Annotated in this window: 24 protein-coding genes; 7 read left to right on the top strand and 17 right to left on the bottom strand. The window is 70.8% G+C overall.

Features of this window, described 5'->3' with window-relative positions:
* The first annotated feature begins 79 nt into the window (after nt 1-79).
* From IEX69_RS08525 to IEX69_RS08535, 3 genes are all read left to right on the top strand, one after another.
* The gene (locus IEX69_RS08525) at nt 80-289 is read left to right on the top strand and encodes a hypothetical protein (protein WP_114703960.1); all 210 of its coding nucleotides are present in this window, start codon (nt 80-82) and stop codon (nt 287-289) included.
* A 117-nt stretch (nt 290-406) separates the two neighbouring features.
* Nucleotides 407-880 (top strand): MarR family winged helix-turn-helix transcriptional regulator, encoded by a 474-nt coding sequence (locus tag IEX69_RS08530; RefSeq protein ID WP_114703959.1) that lies wholly within the window; start codon nt 407-409, stop codon nt 878-880.
* On the top strand, nt 877-2,244 hold the full coding sequence (locus IEX69_RS08535) for a cryptochrome/photolyase family protein (protein ID WP_085020597.1): 1,368 nt from the start codon (nt 877-879) through the stop codon (nt 2,242-2,244). The genes IEX69_RS08530 and IEX69_RS08535 overlap by 4 nt, the downstream gene beginning before the upstream one ends.
* Before the next feature lie 52 nt (nt 2,245-2,296).
* On the opposite strand, the gene IEX69_RS08540 is transcribed toward IEX69_RS08535, so the two are convergent.
* The 6 genes from IEX69_RS08540 to IEX69_RS08565 form a co-directional block, all read right to left on the bottom strand.
* On the bottom strand, nt 2,297-3,553 hold the full coding sequence (locus IEX69_RS08540; RefSeq protein WP_085020598.1) for an Ig domain-containing protein: 1,257 nt from the start codon (nt 3,551-3,553) through the stop codon (nt 2,297-2,299).
* A gap of 86 nt (nt 3,554-3,639) precedes the next feature.
* Entirely contained in the window at nt 3,640-5,169 is a 1,530-nt protein-coding gene (locus IEX69_RS08545) for an FAD-dependent oxidoreductase (protein WP_085020599.1), read from the bottom strand.
* A complete protein-coding gene (locus IEX69_RS08550) occupies nt 5,166-6,086 on the bottom strand; it encodes an FAD:protein FMN transferase (protein WP_085020600.1) in 921 nt (306 codons plus the stop codon). The genes IEX69_RS08545 and IEX69_RS08550 overlap by 4 nt, the downstream gene beginning before the upstream one ends.
* Nucleotides 6,073-6,576, bottom strand: coding sequence for a hypothetical protein (locus tag IEX69_RS08555; protein ID WP_085020601.1), 504 nt, complete (start codon nt 6,574-6,576; stop codon nt 6,073-6,075). The genes IEX69_RS08550 and IEX69_RS08555 overlap by 14 nt, the downstream gene beginning before the upstream one ends.
* A 244-nt stretch (nt 6,577-6,820) precedes the next feature.
* Complete coding sequence (locus IEX69_RS08560; RefSeq protein ID WP_085020602.1) at nt 6,821-7,516, bottom strand: trimeric intracellular cation channel family protein; 696 nt, start codon at nt 7,514-7,516, stop codon at nt 6,821-6,823.
* 156 nt (nt 7,517-7,672) lie between these two features.
* The gene (locus IEX69_RS08565; RefSeq protein ID WP_217348622.1) at nt 7,673-9,235 is read right to left on the bottom strand and encodes a carboxylesterase/lipase family protein; all 1,563 of its coding nucleotides are present in this window, start codon (nt 9,233-9,235) and stop codon (nt 7,673-7,675) included.
* 199 nt (nt 9,236-9,434) lie between these two features.
* Here IEX69_RS08565 and IEX69_RS08570 point away from each other — a divergent pair, with 199 nt between their 5' ends.
* Complete coding sequence (locus IEX69_RS08570) at nt 9,435-9,788, top strand: hypothetical protein (RefSeq protein ID WP_085020603.1); 354 nt, start codon at nt 9,435-9,437, stop codon at nt 9,786-9,788.
* A gap of 229 nt (nt 9,789-10,017) precedes the next feature.
* Here the strand turns inward: IEX69_RS08570 and IEX69_RS08575 are convergent, their stop codons facing one another.
* Nucleotides 10,018-11,574, bottom strand: a complete 1,557-nt coding sequence (locus IEX69_RS08575) for an FAD-dependent oxidoreductase (protein ID WP_229756286.1) — start codon at nt 11,572-11,574, stop codon at nt 10,018-10,020.
* A gap of 68 nt (nt 11,575-11,642) precedes the next feature.
* Here IEX69_RS08575 and IEX69_RS08580 point away from each other — a divergent pair, with 68 nt between their 5' ends.
* On the top strand, nt 11,643-11,813 hold the full coding sequence (locus tag IEX69_RS08580) for a hypothetical protein (protein ID WP_157127268.1): 171 nt from the start codon (nt 11,643-11,645) through the stop codon (nt 11,811-11,813).
* A gap of 93 nt (nt 11,814-11,906) precedes the next feature.
* On the opposite strand, the gene epsC is transcribed toward IEX69_RS08580, so the two are convergent.
* From epsC to IEX69_RS08605, 5 genes are all read right to left on the bottom strand, one after another.
* Entirely contained in the window at nt 11,907-12,488 is a 582-nt protein-coding gene (gene epsC / locus IEX69_RS08585; RefSeq protein ID WP_085021570.1) for a serine O-acetyltransferase EpsC, read from the bottom strand.
* Nucleotides 12,489-12,675: 187 nt separating this feature from the next.
* Nucleotides 12,676-13,614 carry a cysteine synthase A gene (cysK, locus tag IEX69_RS08590; RefSeq protein ID WP_085020605.1) on the bottom strand — a complete coding sequence of 313 codons (939 nt, stop codon included), beginning with the start codon at nt 13,612-13,614 and terminating at the stop codon, nt 12,676-12,678.
* Between the two features lie 126 nt (nt 13,615-13,740).
* Nucleotides 13,741-14,295: a YbaK/EbsC family protein gene (locus IEX69_RS08595; RefSeq protein ID WP_085020606.1), complete on the bottom strand. Its 555-nt coding sequence runs from the start codon at nt 14,293-14,295 to the stop codon at nt 13,741-13,743.
* A 106-nt stretch (nt 14,296-14,401) separates the two neighbouring features.
* Entirely contained in the window at nt 14,402-14,818 is a 417-nt protein-coding gene (locus IEX69_RS08600; RefSeq protein WP_085020607.1) for a DUF4190 domain-containing protein, read from the bottom strand.
* A 56-nt stretch (nt 14,819-14,874) separates the two neighbouring features.
* Nucleotides 14,875-16,431, bottom strand: coding sequence for an MFS transporter (locus tag IEX69_RS08605; RefSeq protein WP_085020608.1), 1,557 nt, complete (start codon nt 16,429-16,431; stop codon nt 14,875-14,877).
* Nucleotides 16,432-16,505: 74 nt separating this feature from the next.
* On the opposite strand from IEX69_RS08605, the gene IEX69_RS08610 reads away from it, so the two are divergent.
* Together IEX69_RS08610 and IEX69_RS08615 are read left to right on the top strand one after the other, a co-directional pair.
* The gene (locus IEX69_RS08610) at nt 16,506-16,895 is read left to right on the top strand and encodes a YchJ family protein (RefSeq protein WP_085020609.1); all 390 of its coding nucleotides are present in this window, start codon (nt 16,506-16,508) and stop codon (nt 16,893-16,895) included.
* Nucleotides 16,896-17,039: 144 nt separating this feature from the next.
* Nucleotides 17,040-17,738 carry a hypothetical protein gene (locus IEX69_RS08615; RefSeq protein WP_085020610.1) on the top strand — a complete coding sequence of 233 codons (699 nt, stop codon included), beginning with the start codon at nt 17,040-17,042 and terminating at the stop codon, nt 17,736-17,738.
* 34 nt (nt 17,739-17,772) lie between these two features.
* On the opposite strand, the gene IEX69_RS08620 is transcribed toward IEX69_RS08615, so the two are convergent.
* Genes IEX69_RS08620 through IEX69_RS08640 form a run of 5 tightly spaced genes read right to left on the bottom strand, consistent with a single transcriptional unit; the run spans nt 17,773 to nt 24,943 of the window.
* Nucleotides 17,773-19,347: a GAP1-M domain-containing protein gene (locus IEX69_RS08620; RefSeq protein ID WP_157127270.1), complete on the bottom strand. Its 1,575-nt coding sequence runs from the start codon at nt 19,345-19,347 to the stop codon at nt 17,773-17,775.
* A 5-nt stretch (nt 19,348-19,352) separates the two neighbouring features.
* Nucleotides 19,353-20,489, bottom strand: a complete 1,137-nt coding sequence (locus tag IEX69_RS08625; protein WP_085020612.1) for a hypothetical protein — start codon at nt 20,487-20,489, stop codon at nt 19,353-19,355.
* A 1-nt stretch (nt 20,490) separates the two neighbouring features.
* Entirely contained in the window at nt 20,491-23,322 is a 2,832-nt protein-coding gene (locus IEX69_RS08630; RefSeq protein WP_085020613.1) for a protein kinase domain-containing protein, read from the bottom strand.
* Between the two features lie 2 nt (nt 23,323-23,324).
* Nucleotides 23,325-24,026, bottom strand: a complete 702-nt coding sequence (locus IEX69_RS08635) for a PP2C family protein-serine/threonine phosphatase (RefSeq protein ID WP_085020614.1) — start codon at nt 24,024-24,026, stop codon at nt 23,325-23,327.
* Nucleotides 24,023-24,943 (bottom strand): hypothetical protein, encoded by a 921-nt coding sequence (locus IEX69_RS08640; protein WP_085020615.1) that lies wholly within the window; start codon nt 24,941-24,943, stop codon nt 24,023-24,025. The genes IEX69_RS08635 and IEX69_RS08640 overlap by 4 nt, the downstream gene beginning before the upstream one ends.
* Between the last annotated feature and the right edge of the window lie 18 nt (nt 24,944-24,961).

Consider the following 24,961-nt stretch of genomic DNA (forward strand, 5'->3'; position numbering starts at 1 on the left):
CGCGCGACGCGTGCCGCATGCGCTCCCCGCGGCGGGGGGGCTTCACCCCGCGTTCACCGGGAGCGCCTACGCTCCGAGCGTGGCTGAGACGAACTGGAGCAAGGAGGCGCTGGAGGCGCGCATCGATGCGGCGATGCTCCTCGATCCGCGCCGCTTCGGGGTCACGCCCGAGCGGGCGAAGCTGAAGCTCGAGTTCGCCCGTGTCGTCGCCGCCGTCGACTCCGGACGCATGACGAGCGTCGAGGCGCGCCTGCGGTTCGACGGCATCATCGCCGACGCCGAGGCCTGAGCGCCCGGCGCCCCAGCGGGGACCGGAGGCCCGTCAACTCCTGCACAATGAGGGGTATCGGCAGGTTCTCCACAGGACCTGAGCGATGGTCATGACCTGCCCCGGCAGCATGGCAGAATGGACCGACTCGGCAGCAGGGAGGTGCTCATGGCCGACCAGATCTCACCGGTCTCCGCCTGGGAGTCGCTCTTCCGGGCGCAGGTGACGGTGATGCGTCAACTCGCCTCGGAGTTCCCGACCAGCATCGTCTCGCTCAACGAGTACGACGTGCTGTTCAACCTGTTCCTCGAGCCCGAGCGGCGGCTGCGCATCCGCGACCTCGGCGAGAAGGTGCTGCTCACCCAGCCCAGCATCTCGCGGCTCGTCGACCGCCTGGTCGCGCGCGGCTTCCTCTCCAAGAGCGACGACCCCACCGACGGGCGCGGCACCCTAGTGCAGCTGACCGACGAGGGCGCGCGCGTGTACCGCGAGGCGGCTGTGCTGCACGCGCGTTCGATCTCGCAGCACATGACCCACCTCGATGCAGACGAGCAGCGCGAGCTCGCCCGTCTGTGCGACAAGCTCCGTACCGGCGTAGCGTCGGAGAGGTGACCGAACCCACGAGCGTCGTCTGGTTCCGAGACGATCTCCGGGTGCACGACAACCCCGCCCTGCACGAGGCCGTCGAGCGAGGCGGCCCGATCGTATGCCTCTACGTCCTCGACGAGGAGTCCCCGCGCATCCGCCCCCTCGGCGGCGCCTCGCGCTGGTGGCTGCATCACAGCCTCGAAGCGCTGGCCTCCTCCCTCGCCGAGCTCGGCCTGTCGCTCACGTTGAGACGAGGCCCCGCGGAGGAGGTCGTGAGCGAGGTCGTCGACGAGACCTCGGCCACCGCCGTGTTCTGGAACCGCCGCTACGGCGAACCCGAACGCGAGGTGGATGCGGCGCTCAAGTCGGCGCTGCGCGAGCGAGGCATCGAGGTGAAGAGCTTCCAGGGCTCGCTGCTGCACGAGCCGTGGACGGTGCTCACCGGCCAGGGCACTCCCTACCGGGTGTTCACGCCCTTCTACCGCTCGTGCCTCGCGCAGCAGGCGCCGCGGCTGCCTCTGCCTGCGCCGCACGACGGCCTTCACCATCGACGCCTCCCGTCCGACGAGCTGTCGGGCTGGCGGCTCCTGCCGACGCATCCCGACTGGGCCGGCGGGCTCCGCGAGCGCTGGGCCCCAGGCGAGGAGTCGGCACGCGCCACCCTCTCGGAGTGGCTCGAGTCGGGCGGCGCCGGCGACTACGCCGACGAGCACGACCTGCCCGCCGAGGACTCGACGTCGCACCTCTCCCCGCATCTGCGCTGGGGCGAGATCAGCCCGTTCGAGGTGTGGCGGGCGGTGTCGCAGCGACGGTCGGGGCACCGCGCCGAGGCGGAGGGCGCCACGGGGTACCTGCGGCAGATCATCTGGCGCGAGTTCGGGTACCACCTGCTCTTCCACTATCCGCAGATCACCACCGAGAACCTCCGCACCGAGTTCGACCGGTTCCCCTGGGAGGCCGCCGACGACGATCGCCTGCGCCCCTGGCGCACGGGCCGCACGGGCATCCCCCTCGTGGATGCGGGCATGCGCGAGCTCTGGACGACGGGCTACATGCACAACCGGGTCCGCCTCGTGACCGGGTCGTTCCTCGTCAAGAACCTCCGCATCCACTGGAAGACGGGCGAGGAGTGGTTCTGGGACACCCTCGTCGACGCCGACCCCGCGAGCAACGCGCTCAACTGGCAGTGGGTCGCGGGCTCCGGGCCGGACGCCGCCCCCTACTTCCGCGTCTTCAACCCGGAGCTGCAGGCCACGAAGTTCGACCCGCACGGGGAGTATGTCCGCCACTGGGTCCCCGAGCACGGCACCGACGACTACCCCGCCCCGGTCGTCGACCTGGCGGAGTCGCGCCGCGCCGCCCTCGACGCCTACGCCACCATCCGCTGAGCCCGCCGCGCGCTCGCCCTGGGCCCCGCGGCGCGCTGAGCCCGGCGCGGGCTCAGTAGGAGCCTCTGCGGCTCTTTGTCACGGTGATGGTGACGGTGCGGTCGATCGAGGGCGCCCCGGTGCCGGGATCCAGACGGATGGTGGCGGTCGACGTACCGGGGACCGTCGGGGCACCCGCGATGTCGCCATGGACCGGATCGAGGGTCATCCCCGCGGGGAGAGAGCCTGCGACCACCGAGAAGCGCGCCGACGAAGGCCCGCTCCACGTCGGGTAGGAGTACAGGGTGGCCGATCCCGCAGGGATGGACGGGGCGGGGGCGTATCCCTCGAAGTCCGCGGTCTCGAGGTCGCCGAGCGTGTAGCGATCGACCCCGCCCTCGCGAGTGATGGAGTACAGGACGCCGTCCTCGCTCACCGCGACGGAGTTGGAGTCGAACTCTGCCCCACTCGCGATCCCGTAGGTCTGCCACCCGCCGCGGCGAGCCTCGTAGATCGATCCGTCCGGAGCGATGCGATAGAAGCTCCGCTGCGAATCGCGGTAGACGATGTCGCCGGAGGGAAGCAGATGGAAGTCCCACGTCATGGAGCGATCCCCCGGGGCGCGGGCGATCACACTGGCTCTGCCCGCGGAGTCGTATTGCACGACATCGCCGTTGCTCCAGGCGACGACGAGATCTCCGTTGAGCGCGTGCGTCATGCCCTGGCACGACGACCGGCCGCTGTCGATCGTGACGACGCCGCTGACCGTCAGCTTGTACAGGGAGGACTGGCAGACGTAGTCGTCGAGCGACGGAGTGATGTAGCTCAGCGATCCCGGACCCAGGTCGGGAAGGATGATCTGCACCAGGAAGGAGCCGTCGGGCTGCTGGACCCAGATGCCTCCCGTGTCGTCGGTGACCTGGAGGTCACCGGTCGGCGCGACCGCGACCCACCTCGCGAAGTCGGGCAGGTCGACCACCGAGATGGCCCCTGAAGCGTCGATGCGGGCCAGGTCGCCGCCCATCGCCCAGGCGAGGACGGACCCGTCGGGCCGGGGGATCAGGAACTGGGGTCGCACCGGCAGGGGGAGGGGAGCGGCCACCGAGCCATCCGCACCGATCCGGATGAGGGTCCTGTCGACGGGGTCACCGACGACGAGTCGACCTGCGGAGTCGACCACCGAGCCGAGACTCGACTGCAGCGGATGCGTCAGCGTCCCAGCCGCGACGAAGTCGGGGGTGGGATCCGCGTGGGCGGCGCCACCCGCCAGCGTGGTGAACGCTACGCCCAGGCAGGCGATCAGCGCCGCCATCGTCGATGTCTTCGGCATGTCCGAGGTCCTCTCGCTCTTCCGTCGAAGGTAGGAGAGCGAGGACGCCGGACGTGAGGAGTAGTTTCTGCTCAATCCCTCCGGGCTCAGTAGCCGGCGAACGCGTCGGTGCGGAGGCGGCGCGCGCCGGCGCGGCGGAGCTCGCCGGTGACGTGGTCGACGAACCCGGGCGAGCCCGAGACGTAGCCGTGCCGCGAGGCGAGGTCGGGGATCGCGGCGGCGAGGCGCTCGGACGAGATGCGGCCCGGCCCGAGGTGCTCCCACGACGGCGGCAGCCCGTCCGTGGTCGTCGGTCCGGTCACGAGCACGCGGATGCCCGCGGCCGCGAGCTCGTCGGCGTACGCCAGCTCGTCGGGGCTGGAGACGGCGTAGACGAGCACCGCATCCGACGGCGTCGACCCGCCCGTGGAGCGGTCGGCGAGCTGGCTGACGAACGGGGTGATCCCGATGCCGCCGGCGACGAGCACGAGCGGCGTCGACGCATCCGAGGGGAGCACGAAGTCGCCGCCCACCCAGGTCGCCCGCAGCTTCGTGCCCGGACGCAGGGAGGCGAGCGCGGTCTTGTACGACGAGGAGCGGGTCCCGTCGACGGCGTGACGGACTCCGATGGAGACCCGGCGAGGATCCGACGGCGACGAGGTGAGGCTGAACGCACGACGCGTGCCCCGGGAGTCGACGCCATGGTGCGGGAGGGCGAGCTCGAGGTACTGGCCCGCCCTGAAGCGCACCGGGCGGCGCGCCTCGAAGGTGTACTCCGTCGACGTGGGGGTGAGCCGTCGCGAGCCGACGAGCGCGAGCCGCAGCGCCCCGCGCTGACCGAACGCGAAGGCGACCACGTTGCCCACCGCGAGCGCGATCTCGGGCGACGAGTAGACCGGACCGATCTGGTACGGCACCGAGAACAGCACGGCCACGATCGCGGCCACGAGCAGCTGCTGCCAACGCCTCGGCGGAAGGGTGAGGGGCTCGCTCAGCATGAACCCGGCGAGGAACACCAGCGGGAACGACGTGTACGCCAGGGCGAGGGAGTCGCCGACACCCATGCCGACCAGGACGAACCTCACGGTGAGGATCACCGTGGCGAGAGCGAGGAAGGTCACCCCGACGCTGAGCCGCCGGTTGCGCCACAGGATGAGGAACGCCCCCACCGCGACGAAGGGCAGCATCACGGGGTTCGCGATCCACCACCCCGCGACGCCGAGCGCGGTCGCCGTGATCACGATGGCGGCCACCGCGACCGGGTTCAGGATGTGCCGCTCACGCCAGGCGACCACGTACTTGCTCGCCGAGGCGATCGCGCCCGCGAGGACCAGCACGAGCAGGCCGCTGACGTCGCCGACGGGGATGAAGACGAAGAACGCGATGAGCGCGGTGATGACGCTCGACTCCACGTGCGCCTTGGTCCGCACGATCCGGGCGATGACCCAGCCCGTGACGACCGTCGACACCAGCAGCGCCACGAGGCTCAGCGCGAGCTCGAGCGGAGTGTAGAACAGCTGTCCGACGGCGGAGGCGACGAACGCCACGACGACCAGGGCCGCGAGGACGATCGTCATCTGCCGGTACATCGTCACCCTGCCCACGAGCGTGTCGAGGCGGGCCTTGAGGTCTCTCATGTGAACAGCTCCCCGGGGAAGTCGCGTGAGATCTCCGCGCGGCCGTCGGCGAACATCCGCACGTAGGAGAAGGGGAATGCGGTCGCGAGCGTGTGCGCGCCGGCGAAGAACAGCGCCGTCGCGAGCGCGTCGGCCTGGAGCGCCGTGGCGGCGATGACCCACGTGGCGATCACCTCGCGGGCGGGCCGCCCCGTGCGGGCGTCGAGGATGTGGTGCACCCCGTCGCCCCACGCCCGGCGGTTGCCCGCCGAGGCGCAGAGCGCGCCCTCGCCGAGCTCGGCGACGCCGATCGCCTGCGTGGCATCGAGCGGATGCTCGAGAGCCACGCGGATCGCCCCGCCCGGCGCCGCGGAGCCCAGGCCGCCGGGGCGCCCCAGGCGATGCCGCAGGTCGCCGCTCCCGTCGACCACCGAGCGCTCGTACCCGCGCGCAACGAGCAGGTCGGAGACGATGTCAACGAGGTGGCCCTTGCCCGCTGCGCCCACGTCGAGCAAGGCCGGCGAGGACAGGTCGACCGCGGTGCCCTCCCGCCGGAGATCCGACCAGCGGCGGGTCTCAGCCACGCGCTCCGGATGCGGCGTGAACGAGTACTCCGCGTCGTACCCGAGCCGCTCGAGCTCGCGCCCCACGAGGGGATCGACCGCACCGTCGGTCAGCGCCGAGACGCGGTCGTACACGTCGAAGAGCGGACCCGCATCCGCCGGGAACTCGAGGCGCCCACCCTCGCGGGCCAGTCGGGACACGAGCGAGTCGGGCCGGAACCGCGAGTATGCACGATCGAACAGCTCGATCCGCTCGGCGACGGCCGCGCGGGTGGCGTCGTCGAGCGGGGAGTCGGTCTCGATCTGCCAGCGTGTGCCGATCGCGTCGAAGTCGAGGGTGTGCCGCGCGTCGACCGCGAGGTCAGCTGGCGGCATCGCTCTTGATGGTCTCGATCGCGGCGTTGAAGCCGCCGCTGGTGAGGCTTGATCCGGCGACGCGCGAGACGTCGATCTCGTCGATCTTCTTGCCCACGACCTCCGCCGCGATGCCGTCGGCGAACTTCGTCTGGTAGCTCACGGAGGTCGGGTTGGTGGCCTCGGGGGTGACCGTGACCGCGGTGATGACGTCGCCCTTCAGGGTGACCGAGACGTCGACCTCCTCGGTGCCGTTCGGCGACTGGTAGTTGCCCGTGGCCTCGTACGTGCCGTCGGAGTAGGTGCCGCCGGATGCGCTGCTGCCGCTGCTGCTGCTGCCGCTGTCGCTGCTGCCGGAGGTCGCGGGCGCGCTGCTCGTGGCGGGCGCGTCGGACGGGACCTGGCCCGCATCCGCCGCCGACTGCGTGCCGGTGGAGCAGCCCGCGAGTGCCACGGAGACGGACACCCCTGCCATGGTCGCAAGGGTGAGCTTCTTGGTCAGAGTCTTCATCTCGGCTCCTGTCTCTTGGTTGCTTCAACAACTATTCGACCGTACCGAGGACGTCTGGCAGGATCCGGTGGCGGTTCTTTGCGTCGTCTATGCGTCCCGCGAGACGCTCCCGCGTCGCATCCGACGACGCCTCGACTCCCACCTCCGCCCTCATCCACGACCAACGAGGGCGGGACGCGCAGCGTTCACGCGCGCCCCGCCCTCCCAGGAGCTGCTCAGGTTCAGTACCGCAAGCAGTCGCTGGTCAGTCGAGCGCTCCGCCGCGCTGGCGGCGCAGGCGGCGGAGCGTGCTGAGGGCGCGCTGCTCGGGCAGGCTCCAGCCGAAGCGGACGGCGAGGAGGCGGATGACGGTGGTGACGATCACGCATCCGATCCCTGCGACGGTGATGTCGGCCCCGCTCGCCGTGGCCCCGACGAGGAAGAGCGCGCCGACACCGGCCGCGACGGCGTAGAGGGACCCGACATGCATCACGCCGATCGGGAGTCCGAGGAGGACGTCGCGCAGCATCCCGCCGCCGACGGCGGCGACCACGCCGATGAAGAGGGAGGGCACCACGGGCAGTCCGACCGAGAGCGCCTTGCTGACCCCGATGGCGCAGAAGAGACCGAGGCTCACGGCGTCGAGGATGACGATGGCGATGTTGATCCGCGAGAACAGGCGCTGCAGCAGCATGCCGAGCAGCGCTGCGCCGGTCGCGACGAGGATGTACCAGTTCGACTGCAGCGCCGCCGGCACCTGGTTGAGCAGCAGGTCGCGGAGCATACCGCCGCCGAACCCGGTGACCACGCCGATGATGCCGACGCCCAGCAGGTCGAGGCGGCGGTCCTTGAACTGGGCGGCGAACATCGCCCCCTGCACGGCGCCCGCGGCGGTCGCCGCGAGGTCGACCCACAGCGGGATCTCGAACTGCTGCGCCACGACCACGCCCCATCCTCGCATGGACGCAGCCTCCCCGAGCGGGAGGCCCGCGCGCCCTCCTGGTCCGTCACTTTCGGCGGGTGCGGAGGGCCGCGACTAGCAGGAAGTGACGGATCAGGAAGGGCGGACGCGCGCGATTCCACGCGGGGCACGAGCCGAAGGGGCCGGGCGCCCACGTCAGAGGAAGGCGAGCACCTCGGGCCCCCACGCGCGGCGCTGGGCCGAGTCGGGGTCGTCGACGACGGTGTCCTGCGCGTCGATCACGAGCGTCGACCTCGTCCGGTCGTCGTAGGTCGGCCATGCCGACGCGTCCCCGTCGAGGGTGGGCACGCCGTCGCGAGCGAACGACGTCCAGCGGTCGCGCATCCGACGTGATACCTCGCCCGCCTCGCGCCGGCCGCCGAGCGCGAAGACGAGGTCGCGGCCCCAGGGTCCGAAGGATCCGAAGACGTAGGCGAGCTCCGAGGCGTGCGTCGCCCCCATCCCGGACCGCTTCAGCAGCGGTGTGGCGTGGTCGAAGCGGTACATGAAGGTCGGCGCGAGGCGGGCGTGGGCCTCGGCGAGCCAGATCGACGGCATCCGGAAGGCGGCGTCACGCGAGACCTCGGCGGGGGTCCTGCGTCGCGGATAGGACGGGTAGGCGCTCGTGATGCGCGATCCGACGCCCTCGAGCTCGGGCCGGTCGACCGCGATCTCGGCGAACATCTGGTCGACCGCCTCGGGGGTGATCGGCATGAGCGGCGACCGCATCAGCTTGAAGAAGCTCGACTCGTCGTGGTTCGTGCCGATGATGAGGGGCACCGGATGCGCCTTCCCGGCCCGCTCGAGCTCGAGCGGGTAGTCCGGCAGCACGTCGCCGTCGACGACGGGGGCGAGGGCGAGGGTGCCGGGGACGTCGCTCGACACCTGCGCGATGAGCTCGCCGCCGAGCGCCACGAGCTCGCGGGCGCTCCGCTCGCGGAGCCTCTCCGAATGGGCGGGGTCGATCCCGGCCATGTCGAGGAATCGGCGGGCCACCGTCTCGGATCGCGCCGGGCCGTACACGCTGGAGACCGGGGCGCTCTGCGCGATCGCGCGGTGGAAGAGGCCCGCCGCCCGCGGGGAGGTGAGCAGCGACACGACGCTGCCGCCGCCGGCCGACTCCCCGAAGAGCGTGACGTTGTCGGGGTCGCCGCCGAACGCGGCGATGTCGTCGCGCACCCACTCGAGGGCGGCGATCTGGTCGCGGAGACCCGCGTTCGCGACGAAGCCGTGCTCTCCCGTGGGGTCGAGCGCGGTGAAGTCGATGAATCCGAGGGCGCCCAGGCGGTACGCGACGGTCACGACGATCACGTCGCCCTCGCGCACCAGGACGGTCGGGTCGTAGTAGCGCTGCGCGGGCGTGCCGTTGAAGTAGCCGCCGCCGTGGATCCACACCATGACGGGCTTGGGGTCGACGCCGGGACGGCCTGCGTCCTCGGGCGCGAACACGTTGAGGGTGAGGCAGTTCTCGCTGATCCGCACGTCGGGCGCGACCTCCATCGACCGCAACGGCGTCTGCGGGGCCATCGGCCCGAAGCGCGTCGCGTCGCGGATGCCCTCCCACGGATGCGGTGCCTCCGGCGCGCGGAACCGCCGCTCACGCCAGGGCGGCGCCGCGTACGGGATGCCCTTCCAGCTCAGCACGCCCCCGGCGTGCGCCCCGCCGACCGCCCCGCCGCGCGTGCGCCGGACCATCGACCCGATGCTGTCCGCCGCCATCCCCCGATGCTATCGCCGCGCCCGATGCGGTTGCTGGACACATCCCTCACACCCGTGCACCCATCAAGCACAGATTCGGTGATCTATTCTCGTTTTCCATGATGGATGCGACTACCGCCGCCCGTGCCCGGCGACCACACCCACGAGCTGAACACTCCTCATTCGCAAGCGCAGATCCTGTCGACAGCGGAGCCGATCGATGAGTAGAACCAGCAAGCCGACAGACGACGAACAGCTCTTTCGCCGGTTGGTGGTCGAGCAGATACCTAATGCCGACTTCTGGTACCACCAGGACGCCGGCTCCGAGGCACCGTGGATGATGGTGAGCCTCGATGTCGAAGACGGCAAGAGGATCATGAGGACCTGGCGCTGCGACTTCGATGGGGAGCGACTGGAGGCGGGACTGAGCCCAGCAGGGCTGAACTGGGACGACGGAGTCCGGGCGAGCGATGCGGGGATAGATGTGCACGGGGCGGACGGCATGAGCCTCGAGGTCGTGGACATCCCGACAGCCGCGGAGGTCGCCGTCCGCTGGTTCCGATCGCGGAAGTAGGACCCCTGGTGAGCGAGCTCCGGATATATCGAGCCCTGCGCGGGTGACTTTCGGAGTCCCAACGGACTATCCCATGAGTGCCCGGAGTTCCTTGCGCTCACCCGGCGGACCGCACCCGCTCCACAAGCTGCCCCACACACGCAAAAGCACCGCGCGTCACTCGCCATAAGTGCCGCCCCGTGCCGGCGCCCTGCGCATGACAGCGGCGGAAGCGGCGGAGCGCGGGGGCTCAGCGGAGGCGGCGGAGGGGGCGGGTGGCGGGGCCCTCGAGGACCGTGCCGTCGGCGGCGAAACGCGACGCGTGCAGGGGGCAGTCCCAGGTGCGTTCGGCGTCGTTCCACTCGACGACGCCGCCGAGGTGGGTGCAGACCGCGCTGACGCCGCAGGTGCGTCCGTCGACCGTGGACACCCCGACGGGCTCGAGGCCCGACCGCGCGACCACGCCGACGCCCTCCGCGGGCCGGGGCACCGGCACGGCGTCCCGCTCCGCATCCGCCCAGCCGCGCACCGCGGCCGCGCCGACGGACACTCCCTCGAGGAGTCCGCGGCCGAGGTCGGCGGGCACGGTGAGGCGCGAGCCGAGCACCCGGTGCCAGGACCCCGGCGGCGCGGCGGTGACGCCGTCCCCGCGGATCTCCATCGCGATCCGCATCGCCGCCCAGATCGCGTTGGTGAAGCCCCACTTCGCGTATCCGGTGGCCATGTAGACGCGCCCGCGGCCGCGGGGCAGGCGTCCGACGAAGGGGATGAGGTTGTGCGACTCGTAGTCCTGCGCCGACCAGGTGTGGGTCAGCCGCGCGCCCGGGAACGCGTCGAGGGTCCACCGGACGAGGTCGTCGACGAGGGCCTGCTCCGACTCGACGCGCCCGGTCGGGTGGTCGTTGCCCCCGGTGACGAGCTGCATCCCGTCGGCGCGCGGCGCGGTCCGGACGGTCCGGGTGGGCGAGTCGACCGAGAGGTACATGCCCGACGGCAGGTCCGGCGGGGAGTCGAAGGCGAACGAGAGCCCGTACGACCGCGATCCCCGCACCTTCGAGAAGTAGAGGCCCCGGTCGAGGATGGGGGTCCCGGTCGCGAGCGTCACCGTCGATCCGTAGACGGGGCCGTGGGAGGTGCGCACCTCGACCCGCGGCGACGCCGACACCCCGGTGACACGTGACTCCGTGTGGATGACCCCGCCCGCGCGCTCGAACGCGGCCGCGAGCGCGGCGAGCAGCTCCATCGCGTCGACCTGCGCCTGGTCGGGGAGGGCCGCCGCCGCGACGGCGGGGAACGGCAGGTCCAGCGCGCGGACGAGCCGGACGTCGAGCCCCGCCTCCGTCGCCGCCTTCACCTCGGCCTCGGCGGCGGGGACCCCGTCGAGGGTCTGCGCGTAGCTGAACGCCTCGTGCCGCTGCACGGCGACCCTGGCCCGCTCGCAGAAGTCGAGCAGCCAGTCCTGCCCGTCGCGGTTCGCGTCGACGTACGCCCGTGTGACCGCCTCCGAGTGATGACGGCGGATGGTCGACAACCGCGTCCCCTGCAGCAGGCTGATCTTCCCGGTCGTGTTGCCGGTGGCGACCGCACCCACGTCGCGCGCCTCGAGGACGACCACCCGGCGCCCTGACTCGGCGAGCATCAGCGCCGTGGTGAGCCCGGTGAGCCCGGCCCCCACCACGACGTCGTCATACTCCTCCCCCGGCGTGAACGGTTGCGACGGGATCGGCGCGCGGCCTGCCCTCCAGAGCGACTCCATCCGTTCAGTGAACACCGGCAGGCTGGATGCGCACACCGGATGCGAGTGCATCCGCGGCACCCTACGCTGGGACTCGGTCGCGGCATCCGCGCACCCCACCCGACCACGAGGAGTGATCAGTGAACGCACGCATCGACGACGAGCTCGAGCCCTTCGAGGACGCCGAGTCGGTCGACCCCGAGGAGGCCGACTCGATCGAGGAGGCGAGCGACGAGCGCGACGACGAGGGCGACGACGTCTTCGGCGAGGACGAGGACTACCTCAACGACAACCTCGGCTACGAGCAGTAGCCCGTCCCGTTCGGTTTCGCCACACGGGTGGTCTTTCGCCATGCGCATGCAGGTGGCGAAAGGCCACCCGTGTGGCGAAACGGGGAGGGCGCGTCAGATGTACATGGCGGGGTCGATGTACGACGGGGAGGCGGGGTCCGTGAAGGGGCTGCGCGGGGCGCTCACGTCGCGCGCGGGGATGCCCACCAGCACGGAGCGCGGAGGCGCGTCCTTCACCACGACGGCGCCGGCGCCGACGCTCGAGTCGGATCCGATGGTCACCGGCCCGAGGATCGTCGCGTTCGCCCCCACCGTCACCCGCGACCCCAGCGTGGGATGACGCTTCTCGCGGCGTGAGCTCTTCCCGCCGAGCGTCACGCCGTGGTACAGCATCACGTCGTCGCCGATCACGGCCGTCTCGCCGATGACGACGCCCATCCCGTGGTCGATGAACAGGCGACGGCCGATCCGTGCGCCCGGGTGGATTTCGACGCCGGTGAGGAACCGCGCGAACTGCGACAGCAGCCTCGCGGGCAGCCGCAGGCCGGGGGCGAGCCACCACCGGTGCGCGATGCGGTACACCCACACCGCGTGGAGGCCCGGATACGCCAGCACCACCTCGAGACCGGATCGCGCTGCCGGGTCGTGGCGACGCGCGGCCGCCACGTCCTCCCGCATCCGTCCCAGCACGCTCACGAGCCCACCCCGCAGCGATCGGATGCGGAGGACGCCCACGGCGTCGCGCCCCGCCGCACAGCGCTCACGACCTCACTCCGGGACAGCGCAGCGTGAGCCACCGGCTGACGCCCGCGACTGTCCGCCCCGGCGCGATCACGAGGGCGCACCGAGACCGGAACCACCCGCATCCGCTCGTCTGCCCCGCTCAGTCGGCGAGGTCGGAGTACAGCGGCGTCGAGATGTAGCGCTCGCCGAAGTCGCAGACGACCGCGACGATGGTCTTGCCCGCGTTCTCCGGTCGCTTCGCCACCTCGAGCGCGGCCCACATGATGGCGCCCGACGAGATCCCGGCGAAGATGCCCTCCTTGGCGGCGAGCTCGCGCGCGAGGCGGAGCGAGTCGTCGAGCGTGACGTCGATGATCTCGTCGTAGACCTCGCGGTCGAGGATCTCGGGCACGAAGTTCGCGCCGATGCCCTGGATCTTGTGCGGCCCCGCCTTGCCCTCGGTGAGCAGCGGGGAGTCCTTGGGCTCGACGCCGATGATCTGCACGCCCGGCTTGCGCTCCTTGAGCACCTGGCCCACACCGGTGATGGTGCCTCCGGTGCCGATGCCGGCGACGAAGACGTCGACCTCGCCGTCGGTGTCGGCCCAGATCTCCTCGGCGGTGGTGGCGCGGTGGATCGCCGGGTTCGCCGCGTTCTCGAACTGGCGGGCGAGGATCGCGTTCTCGGTCGTGGCGACGATCTCGTTCGCCTTCTCGACGGCACCGCGCATGCCCTCGCTGCCGGGGGTGAGCACGATCTCGGCGCCGTAGGCGCGGATGGTGGCGCGCCGCTCGCGGGACATCGTCTCGGGCATCGTGAGGATGACCTTGTAGCCGCGGGCCGCGCCGACGAGCGCGAGCGCGATGCCCGTGTTGCCGCTCGTGCCCTCGACGATCGTGCCACCGGGCTTCAGCGCACCCGCCTTCTCGGCGGCGTCGATGATGGCGACGCCGATGCGGTCCTTCACGCTGTTCGCCGGGTTGTAGAACTCGAGCTTCGCGGCGACCGTCGCCTTGTCGGCCCCGTCGAGCCGGTTGATGCGCACGAGCGGGGTGTGCCCCACGAGCTCGGTGACGTCGTTGTAGATGCGTGCGGGCATGTGTCTGCTCCTGCGGGTCGAAAGGACGTGCGTCTTCTCACCCCACTCTATTGCGGGCCCTCCGCCGTGTGACGATCGATGACGGATGCGGAGGCGCCGTGGAGGATGGTGCGGCAGCGCCGGCCCTCACGACTCGATCGGTCGCGCCAGCCCCTCGATCACCTCGGCGGCAGGGAGCCCGGCGAGCACGCTCCCGGGCACGAGCAGCTTCGACCGGCGGACGCCGCTGCCCACCACGACGACCGGGCGCTCGGCCACCCGCGAGTCGACGAGCACCGGCCAGTCCGTCGGCAGCCCGATCGGCGTGATGCCGCCGTACTCCATCCCCGACTCCTCGACCGCGCGATCCATGGGGAGGAACGACGTCTTGCGCACGTCGAGCCGCTTCCGCACCACGGTGTTGATGTCGGCGCGGGTGGTGGCGAGCACGACGCAGGCCGCGACCCGCTCCTCCCCCTCGCGCTTGCCCGCGACGACGACGCAGTTCGCGAGGTCGTCGCCGACGAGGTCGTACGCCTCCTGGGTCGCCGCCGTGTCGGAGAGCGCCGCGTCGATCTCGACGACGCCCACCGCATCCGTCAGCCCGAGGCTCTCGAGCGCGGCCAGCACGGGCGGGGCGACGAGGTCCGGGCGGTCGGAGACCGGCGCCGTGGAGAGGGTTCCGAGCGTGAAGCGTCCCATGTCCTCATCCTGCCAGTCGGATGCGGGAGACGACTCCTGCTCCGCAGACGCGACGACGCCGCCCGGGCCGGAGCGCGGGCGGCGTCGTCGTGACGAATGGAGCGGATCAGCTGCAGGTGTAGGTGACCCCGTTGATCTCCCACGTGCCGGGGCCGAGCTGCTGACACATCTCGACGGCCCCGCCGATGGCCGACGCTGCGGCGATCGCGATGACGATCCACAGGATGATGTAGAGCGCGATCAGCACGGCGCCGACGATGATGCCGGCGGTGGCGAGCGTGTTCTTGTACCCGGCCTTCTTCGACTGGACCCGGGCCACGATGCTGAGGATGAGACCCACCAGCGGGATGAGGATCGCGAGGATGAGACCGACGATGCCGAGCGTCTTGCCCGGGAAGTCGGTTCCAGGAGGCGCCTTCACCGGGGCGCTGGGGGTGCCGCCGGCGGCGGGGCCGCTGCCGTACGAGGGCGCAGCGCCGTAGCCCGGCTGCTGCGACGGCGGAGGCGTGGGCTGATCGGTCATCGTGGAATCCCCTCTCGAAGGTTCACAGGTTCCTTCGAGGTTACCGCGCTACCCCCTCACTCGGCGAGAGCACGCCGCGAGTCCGCCACGACGGACACCGAGCCGGTGCGAGCGAGGGCCCGCTCGAGGTCGCCGGCATCGGGGAGGCTCGCATCCTCGTAGGCGCGATGATGCCGGGGGATGAACGCGGTGAGGAGCACGCCGACGACGGCCGCGGCGATGGAGACGCCGAAGGCGATCCGGAAGGCGTCGAAGCTCGGTGTGGTGACCGCGCCGACCGTCACCACGTTCGAGGTGAGGACCACGCCGAGCACGGCGCTCGCGATGGTCGACCCCAGGGTGCGCATCACCGAGTTGAGGCCGTTCGAGGCGGCGGTCTCGGTGGCGGGGACGGCGCCCATGATGAGGTTCGGCATCGAGGAGTACGCGAACCCGACGCCGAAGCCCACCGCGGTGGAGACGAGGATCGCGTGCCACACCTCGGTCATGAGGAAGAGGCCGATCACGTAGCTGACCACGATGATCGAGAGCCCCAGCAGGAGGCTCACCCGGGCACCCCGAGCGGCGGTGAGTCGCGCGGCGACCGGCGACATCGCCCACATCACGAGACCGCTGGGCATGAGGCACAGGCTCGCGATCAGCATGTCCTGGCCGAGGCCCACGCCCGTCGCGGTCGGCGACTCGAGCAGCTGCGGCAGCACCACCGTGCTGGCGAAGAACGCGAAGCCGACGGTGATCGAGGCGAGGTTCGTCAGCAGCACCGTGCGACGGGCGGCGACACGCAGATCGATGAGGGGGCTCGGGTGGCGCAGCTCGAAGAGCCCCCACAGCACGAGCACCACGACGCCGCCGATGATCGACCCCAGGGTGGCGGGGCTGGTCCAGCCCCACGTCGAGCCCTTCGAGACGCCGAGCAGCACGCCGACGAGGCCCAGACCGAAGCCGATCGCCCCGACGAGGTCGAAGCCGCCCTCGCTGCGCAGCGTCGACGGCGGCACGAACACGAGCACCAGGACGAAGCCGGCCACCGCCAGCACACCGCTGAGGACGAAGAGGTAGTGCCAGTCGAGGTACTGCGAGATGACCGCGGCGACGGGGAGACCGACGGCCCCGCCGACGCCGAGCGTGGCGCTGACGAGCGCCACCGCCGAGCCGAGACGGTCGGGGTGCAGCACGTCGCGGAGGATGCTCACGCCGAGCGGGATCACGCCGATCCCGAGCCCCTGGAGGCCGCGGCCGACGATGAGCGGCACGAGGTCGTTCGCGAACATCGCGACCACCGAGCCCACGAGGACCAGCGCGAGGAGGATGAGGACCATCCGCTGCTTGCCGTACAGGTCGCCGAGGCGACCCGCGATCGGCGTGGCGGCGGCCGCGGCGAGGAGCGTGACCGTGATGGCCCACTGCGCATCCTCGGCGTCGGCCGAGACGAGCTGGGGCAGCTCGGGGACGAGCGGGGTCATCAGCGTCATCATGAACGCGGCGACCAGTCCGGTGGCGGCGAGGGTGACGACCACGGCACGCTGGTTAGTGGGTCGGGAGAGCCGGGCGCGTTCCCGCTGGCTCAACCAGGTCTGATCGTCGGGGTCCTTCGCGGCGTCGGTCACATGCATCCTCTCGTGGCCCGTAACAGGGACGAGCAGTGAAACAGTTTATAGACGGCAACTATTCCGAGGAGATCACCACGATGGACGACGCCGGACGCTGCCCCTGCTCCAGCGGCCTGCCCTACGGCGAGTGCTGCGGGCCGATCCACGCCGGTTCGGTGGTCGCCCCGACCGCCCAGGCGCTCATGCGCTCCCGGTTCTCGGCCTTCGCGGTGGGCGACGCGGCCTACCTGCTCGACTCGTGGCATCCGTCGACCCGGCCGGCCTCCGTCGACCTGGAGGAGGACACCCGGTGGCTGCGTCTCGACATCCTCTCGACGAGTGCGGGCGGCCCGTTCGACGACCGCGGCGAGGTCGCCTTCGAGGCGCGGTACCGCACGGCCGAGGGCGAGCGGGGCGTGCTCCGGGAACGCAGCCGCTTCGTCCGCGAGCGCGGCCGCTGGTACTACGTCGACGGCGACGTCGGCTGAGCCCGGGGCCGGCGCGCCGGCCTCCGCGCTGCGTGCGCCCTGGGTGACATGGGTCGTGTCAGCCAGAACCGGGGCGTCCATCCCGCTCGTACAGTCGCTGTCGACGCCACCGCCCGGTGGTCATCGGCACGAACGGAGTCGCACATGGTCCTCACGCCCGGTACTTCTGCTGTCACGACCCACCCCGGTCTCCGGGAGCTCCGGCCCCTGCCGGGCCCGGGCCTCCGGCACGTCCCGCCGCGCCCGGTGCAGCTCGACCAGCCGCTCCGGGACCGAACCGACGAGCTCCAGGAGCAGCTCCGTCGGCTCGACGTGGAGAACACGACGTTGCACCGTCGACTGGCGCAGGCACAGGAGGACCTCAAGAGGCTGCGGTCCCGCCTTCGCGCTGAGTCGCGGCGCGACGAGGACGAGCCGGCCGAGCCGGTGATCGTCTTCACCGACGATGAGGAATGGGTCAGGCACGAGATCACCATGACCTGGCTTCGGCGGTTCTCCCCTGCCGACCGCGTGTCGTATCCGCTGCAGGCCGTGACCATCGGACGTGACTTCGCCGAGAGCATCCGCACGTTGCCTGCTCCGCTGCGGACGAAAGCCTGGCGCTGCGCCGTCGACGTGGCGGCTGGTCGTTGGCGTGAGGTCCAGGCGAGGAGCGCGCATCCGCTGCGCGTGGGTCCCACGGCTCAGGCGACGGAGGTGGTCCGTCCGTCGGACGGTGCCCGGTGCATCCGGCTCAACGTCGAGTCGCAGACCCCCGCCGCTCGCCGGATGCACTTCTGGCTGCTCGCCGACGGGGGCGTCGAGCTGTCGCGGGTCGTCGCACACGACGACATGCGACCGTGACCGCCGCATCTGCGATGGGTCGCGCCTGACGACCTCACCGGGCCCGCTCACCCAGGATGAGGACGACGGCTGCGGTCGCGGTCGTCACGGCCAGCGCTCCCCACGTCGCGACGCCCGGCCCCCAGATGCCCAGTGCGACTGCCGAGAGCACCACGAGCGTGAGCGCTCCGAGCCGCGCTGCGATCCGCCGCCTCGCCCGCCCCGAGCCCGATGGAGATCGGGGAAGGTCCCACGGCGACGGTGACCCTGACGGAACGGCATCCGAGACAGCGGATCCTGGCGACGGCCCGGCCGGGACGGAACGCAGAGACTCCACCCCGGCGGGTCGGCCGTCACGCGATGTGGCACGTCCGACGGCGACGACGCGGGCGAACTCCTCGGGGAACGCGGCCCGATGAGCAGCCCCGAGCGATGACGCCTCGAAGAGCTCGCTCAGCCTCCCCACGATCGCCTGGTGCGTTCGCCAGGGGTCCACGGCGAACTGCCGCGCGATCGCGGCCTGTCGCGCCGCGGTCACAGGGTCACGGGACAACCGGTTCACGGCCTCCTGGACCGCAACCCCTGCTACCCGCTCGCCGATGGGGGTTCCTCGCAGATCGCCGGCCATGTCTCTCACGGCCGCTGGACCGCCCGCGGTCAGCCTGTCGATCAACTCTGCAGCGCGCCCAGGCGTCTCCCACCAGACCAGACCCCGATCCGACGACAGGACCCGTCGTATCTGGTCGATCGTCGCCTGCCCCGGCCCCGCCTCCACAGCCTGCTCGAGCGCGAGGTGCGCCTCGATCGACGCCAACGAGTCCAAGCCGTCCGGAAGGACCCGACCGGCCGTGATGGCATCGATGACCCTCGCCACGGGGCCGGTCACGACGACCTCATCCAGCGGGATCACGCGCTGGGGCCCCGACGTCCAGGGTGTTCCGAACGACTCCGACTCGAACGTGAGCAGTGCGCCGGAGTCTCTGGGATCCGCTCGATAGGTCGAGAACGTCAGGTCGCGTGTCAGCGCTGACGGAAGGAGGACGAGCACGGAGTCGAGCAGGGGCAGCGGATCACTGACGCGCTGGACGACGACCGGGATCCGCGTCGTCAGCGCCTCGAGGATGATCGCCATCAGGGCGCCAGTGCGCGAGTCGCTCGTCGGGGTCGCCTCATCCGATGCCGGTACGCGGGTCGGATCGAACCGGTCGAGCTCGGGGTCGGGCACAGCGTCGAACGCCCAGTCGCGGGCCAGCGCCCCTGACCGCGCCAGCCTGCACGCGGATCGTGCTGTCAGCGTCATGCTCGGATCGATCAGGGCGTGGACGATCGCGCGCCCCGGCCGCCCCGCCGCGTCATCACCCGCATAACGCTTCACCACGAGTCGGCGGTGACCCGCTCGATCGAAACCGAACTCCACAGCGGTCGGAGGGACCGCACCTCTCTCGATGGCCAGCGCCGACCCCTGTGGCAGGAAGTCCACCATGCTCGCCACCTCGGGATCGAGGCTGCTCCTGGACGTCGGCCAGCCGCGCGTCGCCGCGACGATGCCCGCACCGCTGCCCTCGAGCGTGCGCAGCGCCCAGGTGTGGATGAGCTGCTCGTACCCCTGGCTCCCCCGGGTCGCGTCCATCGCGCTCATGCTGTCACCGCCGCGCCGCTCGGCCACGCTCCCGTGCGGAGCAGCCCCAGGACGAGGGGGTCGAGGCTGCGATTCGGGGCGGCCACCGGAGCCGGGGCCCGACGCGGGTCGTCGGCGCCCGTCCCGCTGATCGCGTGGATGCTGACCGTGCCGTTGATCTGCGCCGCGCGGTTTAGGAGCTGCAGCCCCCCGGCATCGCGCACGAATGCGTTCAGCTGAGCCTGCTCCGCCGCCATCTGGGATCCGACGGGCGGAGCGCTCGGACCGTAGTCCCGATCCCGAAGGAGATCGGAGGGGAAGGAGTCGATCCCGACGTAGCGGTCGCACTTGGTCAGAGCGATGATGACCGTCGCCCGCCGCCGCCTCTCGTCCGGGGTGTGATCGGCGTCGAGGAGACGTGAGACGACGACGTTCATCCCCCGCTCGGTCTGCGTAGGGCTCTGCAGTTCCACCGTGCCCGGTGGCTGCATGATCTCCGGTGGGAGCAGGGCCAGGCTCGCCGGCGGGACGACGAAGACGATGACATCCGTGTACGGGATGAAGGGGGCGGCGAGGGCGACGCCGGCCTCGGTCTGCTGGTCCTCCCATCCGGTGTCGAACACGGCGAGGTCGATCCGGCGTGTGTTCGTCTGCGCCCCTTGCGTCGGAAGCCGATCGGCCACCGTCACGTCGAAGTAGATGGGCACGCGAGGCTTGTCCTCCGTGGCTCTCTGAGTCGACTCCAGGGGTGCATCGGGGTACTCCCGGTCGAAGCGCCCCTCCTGGTCCTTCCGCACGCTTCCGCTGATGCCCCTCGGAATGAGGTGACCGGACGACAGCCGTCGCTCCATTCCCCGGAGCAGCGTGCCCTTGCCCGCGCCCTTCTCCCCGAAGAGGCTCATGACCAGCAGCGGGTTGCCCAGACCGTCGGCGCCCGGCATCAGATGTCCCCGGCCGCAGTGGGGGAGGTATCCCTTCGCCACCCAGTCACGACGGACGGCGCGGTCGGAGTGCCGCCGCACCACCGGCGGCGGTGGCCCCTTCTCACCGGACGGCGTCACCCAGTCCAGGTCATCGACGCCGCGGTAGACGTCACCGCAGGTCAGGCACATCATCTCCCCGTTCATCGGACCGCGCCCTCCGCGCTTCTGCATCTCAGTCCACCTTCGCCGAGGAGAGGTCGATACCCGTCAGAAGGCGGGCGACGGCATCGCTGGCATCCGATCCGAATGGCACCTGGGGGCCCGCGTACACACGCATCGAGATGTAGACCGATGTGCCACCGACGTCCGTCTCGCGATAGTAGGTCTCGTCGAGGGTCGCGTCGGATTGCGCCTTCGACACGGTCCAGCCACCCGGACCGGTCGTGGCGGCCTCCATGCCGGCAGGCTTGGTGGTGGAGAACACGATCGTCGCCGTGGGCGCGTCGTCACCGGTGCTGAAGGCGAGGACAGCGGCGGCGAAGCCCTGCCCATTCGTGCGGATCCCGTCGATGTCGTCGACCCTCGCGGGCGAGAGACCGCCACCGACCGGGATCTCGATGCTGTCCCCGGTGAGACCCAACCCCTGAAGAGCAGCGGAGTCCACGCTGAGGTACGAACGACTGAGATTCCCCGTGTCGGAGACCCTCAGAACGGATAGCAGCGCCGCACGCACCACGTCGAGGGACTCGTGGGTCTCCACGTCGGCTGCGCAATCCCGCTCGACGAACTGGACCAGCGCTCCGGTCGTTCCGAAGAGGCCGGGCGGATCGGCAGCGAGGTTGCGGAAGGGCGGCACGGAGTAGGCCACGTACATCATCATCGACTCGTCGTTGCCGTCGACGGGACGGAAGACGGTGTAGTCGGTCGCACCGAACCGGACGCGGTCGACCGTACCGTCCGTGCTGATCCGAGTCAGGAGGACCTTCGGCTGATCTGGTGCGGTCGCCCTCTCCACCTCGGCTCGGACGGGAACGGCTCCACCCACGTCGTACCCGTAGACGAGCGCGCTGAGGCAGGGCTGCGCCAGGGAGCGCAGCGCCATCACCGACCCCCCACCACTCGACACCGTGGTGAAGCCTCCAGCGACCGCCGTCGGGTCGGCGACGAACTCCTCATCCGACATCGAACGCCAGCCCTCGACGGCGGGAAGGCACATCCGGTCGGTTCCTCCTCGGAGGAACGGGACAGCCGTCGTCCCGCAGTCCACGGCGCTGGAACGCGCAGTCGCCTCCCACGGCGGGAAGGCCATCAGAGCAGGAATCGTCACGACGGCGACGAGGGCGATCACGGCCATCGCCGTCGTGGCACGTGTCACGTTCCGGGGGATGCCCTTGGTGACCCGCCCGATGATCGCCACGAGGACGGCCACCACCGCGGCAGCGAGGAGCAGCACGAGCAGGGCCTCGGGTACCGTCCACTCGCTCACCCTCCAGGGGATGCCGGGCAGGTAGGCGTAGACGACGGCGCTCACACCGTTGACGAACAGCGTCGGCACATACACGAAGAGGAGTGCGCCCACCAGTGACGCCGCGAGCGAGCGGAGAAACGGAGCGAGGAGCTTCGCGTCCTCTTGCGCGGTGAGCGACACGAAGAGGGTGATCATCAGACCGAGGATCAGGATGCTCCAGACCACCCAGTCCGCGGGGCGCTGGACGTCCAGCGCCGCCAGGCCGACGACGGGCGCGAAGACGGCAGCGGCGAAGACCAGCAGGGGTGGGATCACGACGATCGCCCACGAGGCCGCCTTCCGCGCACGCGGCGAGAACGACGACCTCCGTCTGCGTCGACGCGGCGGGGAGTCGCTCCTCCGAGACGATCTCGCGGTATCGGAGTGAGGCGCGTAGTACTCGGGTGCCGCCAGCCACGGAGCCCAGGAGGGATCGTCGCCGGACGCCACCGTCGGGGGACCGGGTTCGGGCCGGCCCGCTGCGCCGTGAGGTTCCACGACGTCCGAGAAGAGGACATCGCTCTCCTCGTCGTCCTCGACGAAGTCGCCGAGGACGACACCGTCGTATCTCCCCGTCGGAGGTTCGATGCCTGGTCCGCGCCGTGATTCCCGCAACAGCTGTATGTGGGCCTCGATCATCGGCAGGAGCTCTTCGCGCGCCGTGCCGTCCGACTCGAGCATGGCCATGATCGCGTGAGCTGCGTGGTCGTCCGGCCCGTCGCCGAGCACCCGACGGATGAGCACCGTGTCGGGCACGAGACGGTACCCCTCGGGCAGCGGATCGGGCCATCGACTCGCCCGCGGGAGGAACGGGGCGAAGTCAGGCGATCTCTGCGCATAGGGCACACGTCGGTCGTCGATGGTCCAGGCTGTGGGCAGCGTCGAGTCCAGGAGGATGTGTGCTGTCATGCCGAGGGCGTAGACGTCGTCAACGAACCCGCGGTGAGCGCTCATCCTCACGAGCATGTCCGGGCTCTGCACGACCCGCGATCCCGGGAGAGAGCCCGACGACGGCATGTCCGGATCGCCCTGATGGTAGGCGTGGCTGAAGTCGATCAAGGTGACCTGCTCGGGGGCGGTGTCAGGCCGGTCGTCGAGTGGGACGAGCACGTTTCCGGGATGCACGTCGCGGTGCGCGAATCCCCGCTGGCGCAAGATGTCCAGTGCGTGGTGGACGTCGCACAGCACGGTCTCGATGAGCTCGCGACGCGCGGTGTCATCGAGAGTCCCCGCCGCGACAGCCGTCACCGAGCTCCCCAGCCTCTCGAGAAGGAACGAGTACGTGGTCTCGTCCCTGATCGATGCCAGGCACGCGACGATCCTCGAACGGGATCGTTCCGATCCCGTGAGGTCTCTGAGCTTCGCGTAGGCACGCGCCTCTCGGGCGCCGCGTTTGGCGTCGTCAGGATCGACGCGAGTCTGCTTGACGACGAGCTCGATGCCCGGGTCGGGTCCCTCGATCACGGTCGCTTCGAAGACGTCGTGGTGCAGCCCACTGACTCGAGCACCCACCCCGACCGTCCATCGACCGAAGTCGATCCTCGTCCTGTCCCCCATGCTCACGTTCCCCCCTGCTCCGCGGAGGCGCGGAGCACCCCGACCAGCGCCGTCGCGTTGTCGGAGAGTCCCCGCTCCGCTGCCGCGTCGACAAGATTGCGCGAGGCTCGGCCACGCGTGTCCTCGTGGACGATCCGAGCGATCGTCATGGGCGAGAGACGCGAACCGACACCGTCACTGATCAGCACCACCACGTCGCCCTCCTGGGCGGCCAGCACGGACACGTCGGGCACATCGTCACGGTCGCGCGCGATCATGCGGGTCAGCCCTCCGGATGTCCTCGAGGAGGATGGGGATGACGGCTCCAGATCGGCGAGCACCGCACTGCGCTCGTGGAGACGGGAGAGGTGGACGACGGACCCTCTCCTGAGCATGAGGATGCGGCTGTCGCCTACTGCACTGAGCCACAGGCGGCCGTCGCCGTCGAGTGCGGCGACCGACGCGGTCGCGCCATCCGCGACGTCGCCCGCGTCGAGACGCCGAGCGAGCGCGCGGGGGCCGTCGAGGAGCACCTCGACCGGCGCCGACCAGTTCGACTCGGCGTAGTGCTCGACGACCAGGTCGGCCGCTCGGCGCGCCCCCCATCCCGTGCCGGCACCGTCGGCGAGCACCAGGACCGAGTGGCTGACCCACGTGGCGTCGCTCTGCTGCGCCCGTGGGCCCAGCAAGGTTGCGGCGGACGCGACGAACTCGAACGCGCTCACGAGCCCGCTGCCGTCAGCTTGGCGATGACCCCTCGGGCTCGGGGGGTCACCAGCCCGGCTTTGCGAAGCCGGTCGATCAGCAGCGCCCGCGCGTCGTCCTCTCTGAGCGGGAAGGCGGAGATCCTGAGGACGTCCTCGAGCGTCGCCTCCTGTGTCTCCACATGCGGGTCACGACAATCGGCGAGGGTCCTCCGCAGGTACGCCACGAAACGGCCCGTGTGGGACAGGTTCTTCGTCGACATGCCGCACGCCGCGAGAGCCGTCGTAGCTGCCTTGAGCGGGTCGCTCGGGTCGGAGCAGAACGCTGCCAGGATGATCGCGTTGCGGTCCCATGCGTTGGGGTCAGCGGGGAAGAGCTGGTCGCAGAATCGCTTGAGGAGGTCTCTCCTGGCCTCGACCCTGGGGGCGATCGCGGTCGGGATGTCCTCGGTGTAGTCGGGCCCGGCACCCGCGGACCCCACCTCGACGCCGAGGAGCGGAGTCAGTCCCTGCTCATGATGCTGCCAGGTCAGAACCAGGACACGGTCGCCCGTCTTCACCCGGACCCAGCTGGAGTCGTTCACCATCCTGCCGTTGAGGCTGAGCTTCCAGACCTCGGGCTGCGATGTCGGCAGCCCGGCGAGGACGATGTCCTCGCCGTGGATGCGGTCGCACGTGACGACCAGGGTCAGGCGCGGAAGCTGTCTCTCAGGGAAGGCGCCCACGAACCGGGACTCGAGGTGGAGCACGGTCCGGTCCGGAGCCGGGTCGAGACGCAGCCCGGGGCGAGCCACCACGAGCTGTCCACCGGGGCCGAGGACGAGCCCCTCGGCGAGCATCACCTCGTCGCGGGAACCCTCGGCATCGGACACCCACCGGAATCCCACGACGGTCAGGGTGATCGGATCGGTCGGGCGATGGAGCTGGTCGGTCGACATCTGGGTCTCCTCAGAGGG

The organism is Cnuibacter physcomitrellae (assembly GCF_014640535.1).
In the GTDB taxonomy this organism is placed as follows: Bacteria; Actinomycetota; Actinomycetes; order Actinomycetales; family Microbacteriaceae; genus Cnuibacter; species Cnuibacter physcomitrellae.

Excerpts from the sequence above, each read along its gene's own strand:
- IEX69_RS08530 (WP_114703959.1), top strand. The coding sequence starts at position 407 with ATGGACCGACTCGGCAGCAGGGAGGTGCTCATGGCCGACCAGATCTCA.
- IEX69_RS08540 (WP_085020598.1), bottom strand. The coding sequence starts at position 3,553 with ATGCCGAAGACATCGACGATGGCGGCGCTGATCGCCTGCCTGGGCGTA.
- IEX69_RS08545 (WP_085020599.1), bottom strand. The coding sequence starts at position 5,169 with ATGAGAGACCTCAAGGCCCGCCTCGACACGCTCGTGGGCAGGGTGACG.
- IEX69_RS08550 (WP_085020600.1), bottom strand. The coding sequence starts at position 6,086 with ATGCCGCCAGCTGACCTCGCGGTCGACGCGCGGCACACCCTCGACTTC.
- IEX69_RS08555 (WP_085020601.1), bottom strand. The coding sequence starts at position 6,576 with ATGAAGACTCTGACCAAGAAGCTCACCCTTGCGACCATGGCAGGGGTG.
- IEX69_RS08560 (WP_085020602.1), bottom strand. The coding sequence starts at position 7,516 with ATGCGAGGATGGGGCGTGGTCGTGGCGCAGCAGTTCGAGATCCCGCTG.
- IEX69_RS08565 (WP_217348622.1), bottom strand. The coding sequence starts at position 9,235 with ATGGCGGCGGACAGCATCGGGTCGATGGTCCGGCGCACGCGCGGCGGG.
- IEX69_RS08570 (WP_085020603.1), top strand. The coding sequence starts at position 9,435 with ATGAGTAGAACCAGCAAGCCGACAGACGACGAACAGCTCTTTCGCCGG.
- IEX69_RS08575 (WP_229756286.1), bottom strand. The coding sequence starts at position 11,574 with ATGCACTCGCATCCGGTGTGCGCATCCAGCCTGCCGGTGTTCACTGAA.
- cysK (WP_085020605.1), bottom strand. The coding sequence starts at position 13,614 with ATGCCCGCACGCATCTACAACGACGTCACCGAGCTCGTGGGGCACACC.
- IEX69_RS08595 (WP_085020606.1), bottom strand. The coding sequence starts at position 14,295 with ATGGGACGCTTCACGCTCGGAACCCTCTCCACGGCGCCGGTCTCCGAC.
- IEX69_RS08600 (WP_085020607.1), bottom strand. The coding sequence starts at position 14,818 with ATGACCGATCAGCCCACGCCTCCGCCGTCGCAGCAGCCGGGCTACGGC.
- IEX69_RS08605 (WP_085020608.1), bottom strand. The coding sequence starts at position 16,431 with ATGCATGTGACCGACGCCGCGAAGGACCCCGACGATCAGACCTGGTTG.
- IEX69_RS08610 (WP_085020609.1), top strand. The coding sequence starts at position 16,506 with ATGGACGACGCCGGACGCTGCCCCTGCTCCAGCGGCCTGCCCTACGGC.
- IEX69_RS08615 (WP_085020610.1), top strand. The coding sequence starts at position 17,040 with ATGGTCCTCACGCCCGGTACTTCTGCTGTCACGACCCACCCCGGTCTC.
- IEX69_RS08620 (WP_157127270.1), bottom strand. The coding sequence starts at position 19,347 with ATGGACGCGACCCGGGGGAGCCAGGGGTACGAGCAGCTCATCCACACC.
- IEX69_RS08625 (WP_085020612.1), bottom strand. The coding sequence starts at position 20,489 with ATGCAGAAGCGCGGAGGGCGCGGTCCGATGAACGGGGAGATGATGTGC.
- IEX69_RS08630 (WP_085020613.1), bottom strand. The coding sequence starts at position 23,322 with ATGGGGGACAGGACGAGGATCGACTTCGGTCGATGGACGGTCGGGGTG.
- IEX69_RS08640 (WP_085020615.1), bottom strand. The coding sequence starts at position 24,943 with ATGTCGACCGACCAGCTCCATCGCCCGACCGATCCGATCACCCTGACC.